This is a genomic window from Streptomyces sp. NPDC047315, from assembly GCF_040643215.1.
Taxonomy (GTDB): domain Bacteria; phylum Actinomycetota; class Actinomycetes; order Streptomycetales; family Streptomycetaceae; genus Streptomyces.
Map to the genome: position 1 here is coordinate 304807 of NZ_JBEYTZ010000007.1, position 6978 is coordinate 311784.

At 71.3% G+C, this 6978-nt stretch carries 6 protein-coding genes and 1 rRNA gene; 5 read left to right on the plus strand and 2 right to left on the minus strand.

Annotation, left to right across the window (positions count from 1 at the left end; genetic code table 11):
* Window positions 1–56: 56 nt before the first annotated feature.
* On the minus strand, window positions 57–1199 hold the full coding sequence (gene mtnA, locus ABZ842_RS10775) for an S-methyl-5-thioribose-1-phosphate isomerase (RefSeq protein ID WP_361535094.1): 1143 nt from the start codon (window positions 1197–1199) through the stop codon (window positions 57–59).
* A gap of 182 nt (window positions 1200–1381) precedes the next feature.
* On the opposite strand from mtnA, the gene ABZ842_RS10780 reads away from it, so the two are divergent.
* Genes ABZ842_RS10780 through ABZ842_RS10800 form a run of 5 tightly spaced genes read left to right on the plus strand, consistent with a single transcriptional unit; the run spans window position 1382 to window position 6760 of the window.
* Window positions 1382–2584: a hypothetical protein gene (locus ABZ842_RS10780; RefSeq protein WP_361535097.1), complete on the plus strand. Its 1203-nt coding sequence runs from the start codon at window positions 1382–1384 to the stop codon at window positions 2582–2584.
* A gap of 10 nt (window positions 2585–2594) precedes the next feature.
* A complete protein-coding gene (locus ABZ842_RS10785; protein WP_361535191.1) occupies window positions 2595–3275 on the plus strand; it encodes a DUF4129 domain-containing protein in 681 nt (226 codons plus the stop codon).
* Window positions 3272–4459, plus strand: coding sequence for a DUF4350 domain-containing protein (locus ABZ842_RS10790; RefSeq protein ID WP_361535100.1), 1188 nt, complete (start codon window positions 3272–3274; stop codon window positions 4457–4459). The genes ABZ842_RS10785 and ABZ842_RS10790 overlap by 4 nt, the downstream gene beginning before the upstream one ends.
* Window positions 4456–5439, plus strand: a complete 984-nt coding sequence (locus ABZ842_RS10795) for a MoxR family ATPase (protein ID WP_361535103.1) — start codon at window positions 4456–4458, stop codon at window positions 5437–5439. The genes ABZ842_RS10790 and ABZ842_RS10795 overlap by 4 nt, the downstream gene beginning before the upstream one ends.
* Window positions 5440–5449: 10 nt before the next feature.
* On the plus strand, window positions 5450–6760 hold the full coding sequence (locus ABZ842_RS10800; protein ID WP_361535106.1) for a DUF58 domain-containing protein: 1311 nt from the start codon (window positions 5450–5452) through the stop codon (window positions 6758–6760).
* 125 nt (window positions 6761–6885) lie between these two features.
* Here ABZ842_RS10800 and rrf read toward each other — a convergent pair.
* Window positions 6886–6978 (minus strand): 5S ribosomal RNA (gene rrf / locus ABZ842_RS10805); the annotation flags it as partial.

Sequence of the window (6978 nt, forward strand, 5' to 3'; positions counted from 1 at the left end):
CTGCGATCGCCGCAGGTGGAGGGGCCGTTTCCGTCATTCAGTGCGCCAGCATCCCATTAGCTCATCGTTACCTGTCGTGACCTGGCACACAGCTGTGCCACCCCGTCCCCCGTGACCGGCGACAACGCCCCTTCCTCGGTGACGATCGCCGTCACCAGTTCCGGTGGAGTCACATCAAAGGCAGGGTTGTACGCCTGTGTCCCGTGCGGCGCAAGCCGAACACCGTCGGCCGTGCTTCCCGGGGCCCCGCCCGCCTGTGGCGGAGGGATCTCCGTCACCTCGTGCGCGGCCCGCTGCTCGACCTCGATGGACGCCCCGTCGGGGGTGGCGAGGTCGATCGTCGTCGTCGGTGCGACGACGACGAACGGCACCCGGTGGTACTTCGCCAGCACGGCCAGCGGGTAGCTACCCACTTTGTTCGCGACCGCACCGTTGGCGGCGATGCGGTCCGCGCCGATGAGGACAGCATCCACCTCACCGCCCGCGAACAGCGAACCGGCGGCGTTGTCCGTCAGCAAGGTGTACGGCATGCCGGCGCGCGCCGCCTCGTACGCGGTCAGCCGGGCGCCCTGGAGCAGCGGACGGGTCTCGTCGACCCACAGCCGGTGCAGCCGGCCGGCGCGGTGAGTGGCGAGCACCACCGCGAGCGCCGTGCCCTCTCCGCCCGACACCAGCGCACCGGTGTTGCAGTGGGTCAGGATCCGGTGTCCGCCGTCGGGCAGCAGCTCGTCGAGCAGGGCCAGGCCGTGGGCGGCCATTCGCGCACTCGCCTCCGCGTCCTGGCGGTGCAGCTCCCGTGCGGCGGCGAGGGCCGCGCGGGCGGCGGACTCGGCGCCTTCGCCCCGGGCCGCCCGATGGGCCGTGGCCGCGAGACGCACCCCGTACGCCAGGTTCACCGCGGTGGGGCGCGACTGGGCCAGCTGTACGGCGGCCTCCTCCACGTCGTCGCCGCGGGCCGCGGCGAGCGCCACACCGTAGGCGCCCGCGATGCCCAGCAGGGGCGCACCCCGTACGGCCAACGTCTGGATGGCCCGCACCAGGGCGGGGACGTCGGCGCAGGCCAACTGCACCTCCTCGGCGGGCAATCTGGTCTGGTCGAGGAGCACCAGTACAGGACCGTCCACCGGTTCTTCCCAGCGAATGACCGGGAGCCGTTGCGGCTCTGCTGCGGTCCGCTGTCGCGCGTACTGATCAGCCATCCGACCAGTCTGCCCCGTGATGAACGCCCGGAGAAGGCGTGATCGGCACACGGCCGCCCACCCACGGTTGGGCCGTGCGTGGCACGATGGCTGCCAGCCTGCCGATTCTTTGTGCGGACGGGCACCCCGCAGACGCCGGCTCGCCGAGCTGACGCCGATACCGACACACGAGGTGGACGACCGTGAACGACACTCCGGGCTGGGCCTCGCCCGGATCTGCTCCTTCCGAAGGACAGGGCGCCCAGGTGCCCCGACCTGCGGAGCCCGTCGACCAGACCGGCCCCGCCTCGAACTGGTCCAGCAAGCAGCCGCCCGCCGGCCAGTGGTCCGCCCCTCCGCCGCCGCCCGGCCCCGGCTGGGGCGGCCCGCAGCACCACGGCGGCTGGGGCGCGCCCCCCGCCGCGAAGCCCGGTGTCATCCCGCTGCGCCCGCTGAGCGTCGGAGAGATCCTCGACGGCGCGGTCTCCACCCTGCGGGCGCACTGGCGCACGGTGCTCGGCATCACGATCACCGTCTCCGTGGTCGCCGAGATCGGCAACATCCTCGTCACCCGCTACCTGCTGCCCGACCCGGTGGAGATCGACTCCGACGCCGACAGCGAGGAAGCCTTGCGCCAGGCCGTCGACTCCCTCCAGTCGTCGACCCTGTCCCTCGTCCCGATGATGATCATCGCGCTGATCGCGACCCTGTTCACCACGGCGCTGCTGACGATGGTCATCAGTCGCTCGGTGCTCGGCCGGCCCGTGACCATCGCCGAAGCCTGGCAGGAAGCCCGCCCCCAGCTGCCGCAGCTTCTGGGCGTGACCCTGCTGCTGCCGCTCATGGCAGCGGGCATCGTCACCGTCGCCGCCCTGCCGGGCATGGCCTTGGGCGGTGCCGGAGGCGCGGCCCTCGCCGTGCTCGGCATCATCGCGGCACTGCCGGTGGCTATCTGGCTGATGATCCGGTTCACCCTGGCGCCGTCCGCACTGATGCTGGAGCGTCAGGGCGTCATCGCCGCCCTGCGGCGGTCCGCCAAGCTGGTCAGCGGCTCCTGGTGGCGCACCTTCGGCATCGTGCTGCTCACGACGGTGCTCTCCACCATCGTCTCGATGATCATTGCGATCCCCTTCAGCATCGTCGCCCTGGCGGCGGACGACGGCGGCGTGGGCGGCTTCGTCTCCGGTGACCTCCCCGCGTACAGCTGGACGTACCTGATCATCACCGGCATCGGCGCGATCATCGCCTCGTCGATCACCTACCCGATCACCGCCGGCGTGTACGTGCTCCTCTACATCGACCAGCGGATCCGCCGCGAGGCCCTGGACATCGAACTCGGCCGCGCGGCCGGCCTCCCCGGCTACGGCACCGAGTCGCCGCCCGGCGCGACTACCGGGAGCCAATGACGTGTCCGCCATGGGGGGAGCGGCGGCCGTCGGCACGTTGGTGCGCGCCGACGGCGACATACCGGTGGACGTCTCCCGTGACCCCGCACGCGAGGCGGCGCGGCGGGAACTCACCAAGCCGATGTACCACGAGAACGATCCCAACCCCCTCCAGCAGGCCGTCAACGAGTTCTGGGACTGGGTGGAGGAGCTCTTCGGCGCCGCCTCCTCCGCCACCCCCGGTGGCGCGGTCGGGCTCGTCGTCATCGTCCTGGTGGTCCTCGCCCTGGTCGGCGCCCTGTGGTGGCGCCTGGGCACCCCCCAGCACATCCCGACATCGACGTCGCCGCTCTTCGACGACTCCCCCCGAAGCGCCGCCGAACACCGAGCCGCCGCGGAGGCCCACGCCGCCGCCGGCCGCTGGAACGAGGCCGTCCAGGAACGCATGCGGGCCGTCGTCCGCGCCTTGGAGGAGCGCACCCTCCTCGACCTCCGCCCGGGCCGCACCGCCGACGAAGCAGCCGCAGAAGGCGGCCGGTCGCTCCCGGCCCACTCCGCGCAGCTCCGGGCAGCGGCCCGGGAGTTCGACGACGTCACGTACGGCGGACGAGCGGCCGACCAGCACGCGTACCACCAGCTGCGCTGCCTTGACCTCGAACTGGAGCGCGCCAAGCCGCACCTGGTCGACACGTACCCCGGAGCGGCCGAGTGACCAGGGCCGCCCCCAGTGCCACTTCCTTGTCCCCCACAGGCCGCCAGCTGTGGACGCGCGCCCGCGGGCTGCTGCTCGGCCTCACCGTCCTGATCACCGCCGGCATCGTCATCGCCGCCATGCGCTCCGGCGACCGGCACGGCAGCCTCGACCCGCGCTCCGCAGACCGCTCCGGCAGCCGCGCCGTCGCCGAACTCCTTGAGGACCGCGGCGTCACCGTCCGCGTCGCCGGCACCATCCGCGAGGCCACGGCCGCCGTCGGCCCCGACACCACGCTCCTCGTCGCCGCCCCCGACCTGCTGACGGACGGCCAACAGCGGACCCTGAGGAGGGCGACGAACGACTCCGGTGGACGCACCGTCCTCGTGGCCCCCGGCCCCGCGTCCCTGGGCACCCTCGCGCCCGGCGTCCGATCCGCTGCCACCACCCGGGTCACGGCCGTGGACCCCGAATGCTCCCTGCCCGCGGCCCGCAACGCCGGCGACGTCGACCTCGGCGGCGAACAGTACGCAGTGACTGACGGACCGGGCACCGACAGCTGCTACCCCGTCGACGGTCTGCCCACCCTCGTCAGGACCGACACGGGCGCGGGCGACACCGTCGTGCTCGGTGCTCCCGACATCCTCCAGAACGAGCGGCTGGACAAGAACGGCAACGCCTCCCTCGCCCTGCAACTCCTCGGCTCCCGTAGTCATCTGGTCTGGTACCTCCCCTCCGCAAGCGACGGTTCCACCGCTCCCGACGACGGTGACGAGTCCTTCCTCGACCTGCTCCCCTCCGGTTGGCTCTGGGCCTCCCTCCAACTCCTCGTCGCAGCCGCCCTCGCGGCCGTCTGGCGCGCACATCGCCTGGGCCCGTTGGTCACCGAGCGCCTTCCCGTGGCCATCCGCGCCTCCGAGACCACTGAAGGCCGAGCCAGGCTCTATCACCAGGCGAAGGCCCGCGATCGAGCAGCCGACGTGCTGCGTTCGGCCACACGCGAGCGCCTTGCGCCCCTCCTCGGCGTCGCTCCGGCCCTGGCCCACACTCCTGACGTCCTCCTTCCAGCCGTCGCCGCCCGCACCGGCCCCGGCGACCAGGACCCGGCGACGCTGCTCTTCGGACCACCGCCGACCGACGACGCCTCACTCGTCCGCCTGGCAGACCAACTCGACGCCCTCGAAAGAGAGGTACGCACCTCATGAGCGCCCCGTCCCCCGAGACGACCACGACCTCGGACGGCGCCCGCGCCTCCCTGGAGGCCCTCCGCACGGAGATCGCCAAAGCCGTCGTCGGCCAGGACCCCGCAGTCACCGGACTCGTCGTGGCTCTCCTCTGCCGGGGTCACGTCCTGCTGGAAGGGGTGCCGGGAGTCGCCAAGACCCTCTTGGTGCGGGCGCTGGCGGCGTCCTTGCAACTCGACACCAAGCGCGTTCAGTTCACCCCCGATCTGATGCCCGGTGACATCACCGGTTCGCTGGTCTATGACACCCGCACCGCAGAGTTCTCCTTCCAGCCCGGGCCCGTCTTCACCAACCTCCTGCTGGCCGACGAGATCAACCGCACGCCGCCCAAGACGCAGTCCTCGCTGCTGGAGGCCATGGAAGAGCGACAGGTCACGGTCGACGGCACGCCGCGTCCGCTCCCGGAGCCCTTTCTCGTCGCGGCGACGCAGAACCCCGTCGAGTACGAGGGCACCTATCCCCTGCCCGAGGCGCAGTTGGACCGATTCCTACTGAAGCTGATCGTCCCGCTGCCGTCCCGCCAGGACGAGATCAGCGTCCTGACCCGCCACGCCGATGGCTTCAACCCCCGAGACCTCCAGGCCGCGGGCGTTCGCCCCGTCGCGGGCCCCGCCGACCTGGAAGCCGCCCGGGACGCCGTCGCCAGGACCGCGGTGTCTCCCGAAATCGCCGGCTACGTCGTCGATATCTGTCGTGCCACGCGAGAATCCCCCTCACTCACCCTCGGGGCATCGCCCCGAGGCGCCACCGCGCTGCTTTCCGCAGCGCGTGCCTGGGCCTGGTTGACCGGTCGCGACTACGTCATCCCCGATGACGTCAAGGCACTGGCCTTGCCCACCCTGCGACACCGGATCCAGCTCAGGCCCGAAGCGGAGATGGAAGGAGTCACTGCAGACTCCCTCATCACCGCGATCCTGAGTCACGTCCCCGTCCCCCGCTGAGAGCGAGCCCATGGCACTCACCGGAAGAACTGCGCTACTCGCCGCCATCGGCTCCCTCCCCGTCGGCATCCTCGCGCCCAGTTGGACGGGGATGCTGGCGGTGAACGCGCCGCTGTCACTAGCAATCCTGTGCGACTACGCCCTCGCCGCGCCAGTGCGATCGCTTCGATTCACTCGAATCGGTGAAACAACAGTTCGACTCGGTGAGCAGGCGGACGTGCAACTCAGCATCACCAACGCTTCCAAGCGGCGGCTGCGCGCCCAGATCCGCGACGCCTGGGCGCCCAGCAGCTGGGAGGCCGGCACCGAGCAGGCCGCTTCCCGACACCGTCTCAGCGTCCCCGCGGGCGAGCGCCGGCGCGTCACGACCTCTTTGCGCCCCACGCGCCGCGGTGACCGTCACGCGGACCGCGTCACCGTCCGCTCCTACGGTCCTCTCGGCCTCGCGGCCCGCCAGAGCAGCCACAAGGTGCCGTGGACCGTACGGGTGCTGCCGCCGTTCACCAGTCGCAAGCACCTGCCGTCCCGGCTCGCCCGGCTGCGGGAGCTGGACGGACGCACCAGCGTCCTCATCCGGGGCCAGGGCACCGAGTTCGACAGCCTCCGCGACTACGTCCCCGGCGACGACACGCGCTCCATCGACTGGCGTGCCACCGCCCGTCAGGCCGATGTCGCCGTACGCACCTGGCGTCCCGAGCGGGACCGGCACATCCTTCTCGTGCTCGACACCGGTCGCACGTCCGCGGGGCGGGTCGGCGACGTTCCCCGTCTCGACGCCTCCATGGACGCCGCCCTACTCCTCACGGCGCTCGCGTCCCGGGCCGGCGACCGGGTGGGCTTCCTCGCATACGACCGTCGCGTCCGCGCCCAGGTCCACGGTCGATCGGCGAGTGAATTGCTCCCGGCCCTGGTCGGTGCCCTGGCTCCGCTGGAACCCGAGCTCGTCGAGACGGACGCCCGCGGCCTCAGTGCAGCGGCGCTCAGGAGCGCGCCGCGCCGTTCGCTGATCGTGCTCCTCACCAATCTCGATGCGGCTCCCATCGAGGAGGGGCTACTTCCGGTGCTTCCGCAGTTGACCCGGCGGCACACCGTGCTCGTGGCGTCCGTCGCCGACCCGCACGTGGAGATGATGTCCAAGGCCCGGGGCAGTGTGGAGGCGGTGTACGGCGCTGCGGCGGCGGCTCAGGCCCGGGCCCAGCGTCGCCGCACTGCCGAACAGTTGCAGCAGTACGGGGTGACCGTCGTCGACGCGACTCCCGAGAACTTGGCACCTGCTCTCGCGGATGCGTACCTAGCGCTCAAGGCTGCTGGTCGGCTCTAAAAAGCAAATGGGGTTCGGGTGGCTGCCAGGGCCCTACCCGGCGGTCACCCGAACCCCAAAGAAAAGGTGTCCGGAAATGCGGAAAGGGCCCCACACCTCAGTGTGGAGCCCTCTCCTCAAAAATTGTTCGGCGGCGTCCTACTCTCCCACAGGGTCCCCCCTGCAGTACCATCGGCGCTGTGAGGCTTAGCTTCCGGGTTCGGAATGTAACCGGGCGT

Coding starts and splice junctions, on each gene's coding strand:
- mtnA (WP_361535094.1), bottom strand. CDS start 1,199: ATGGCTGATCAGTACGCGCGACAGCGGACCGCAGCAGAGCCGCAACGG.
- ABZ842_RS10785 (WP_361535191.1), top strand. CDS start 2,595: ATGGGGGGAGCGGCGGCCGTCGGCACGTTGGTGCGCGCCGACGGCGAC.
- ABZ842_RS10795 (WP_361535103.1), top strand. CDS start 4,456: ATGAGCGCCCCGTCCCCCGAGACGACCACGACCTCGGACGGCGCCCGC.
- ABZ842_RS10800 (WP_361535106.1), top strand. CDS start 5,450: ATGGCACTCACCGGAAGAACTGCGCTACTCGCCGCCATCGGCTCCCTC.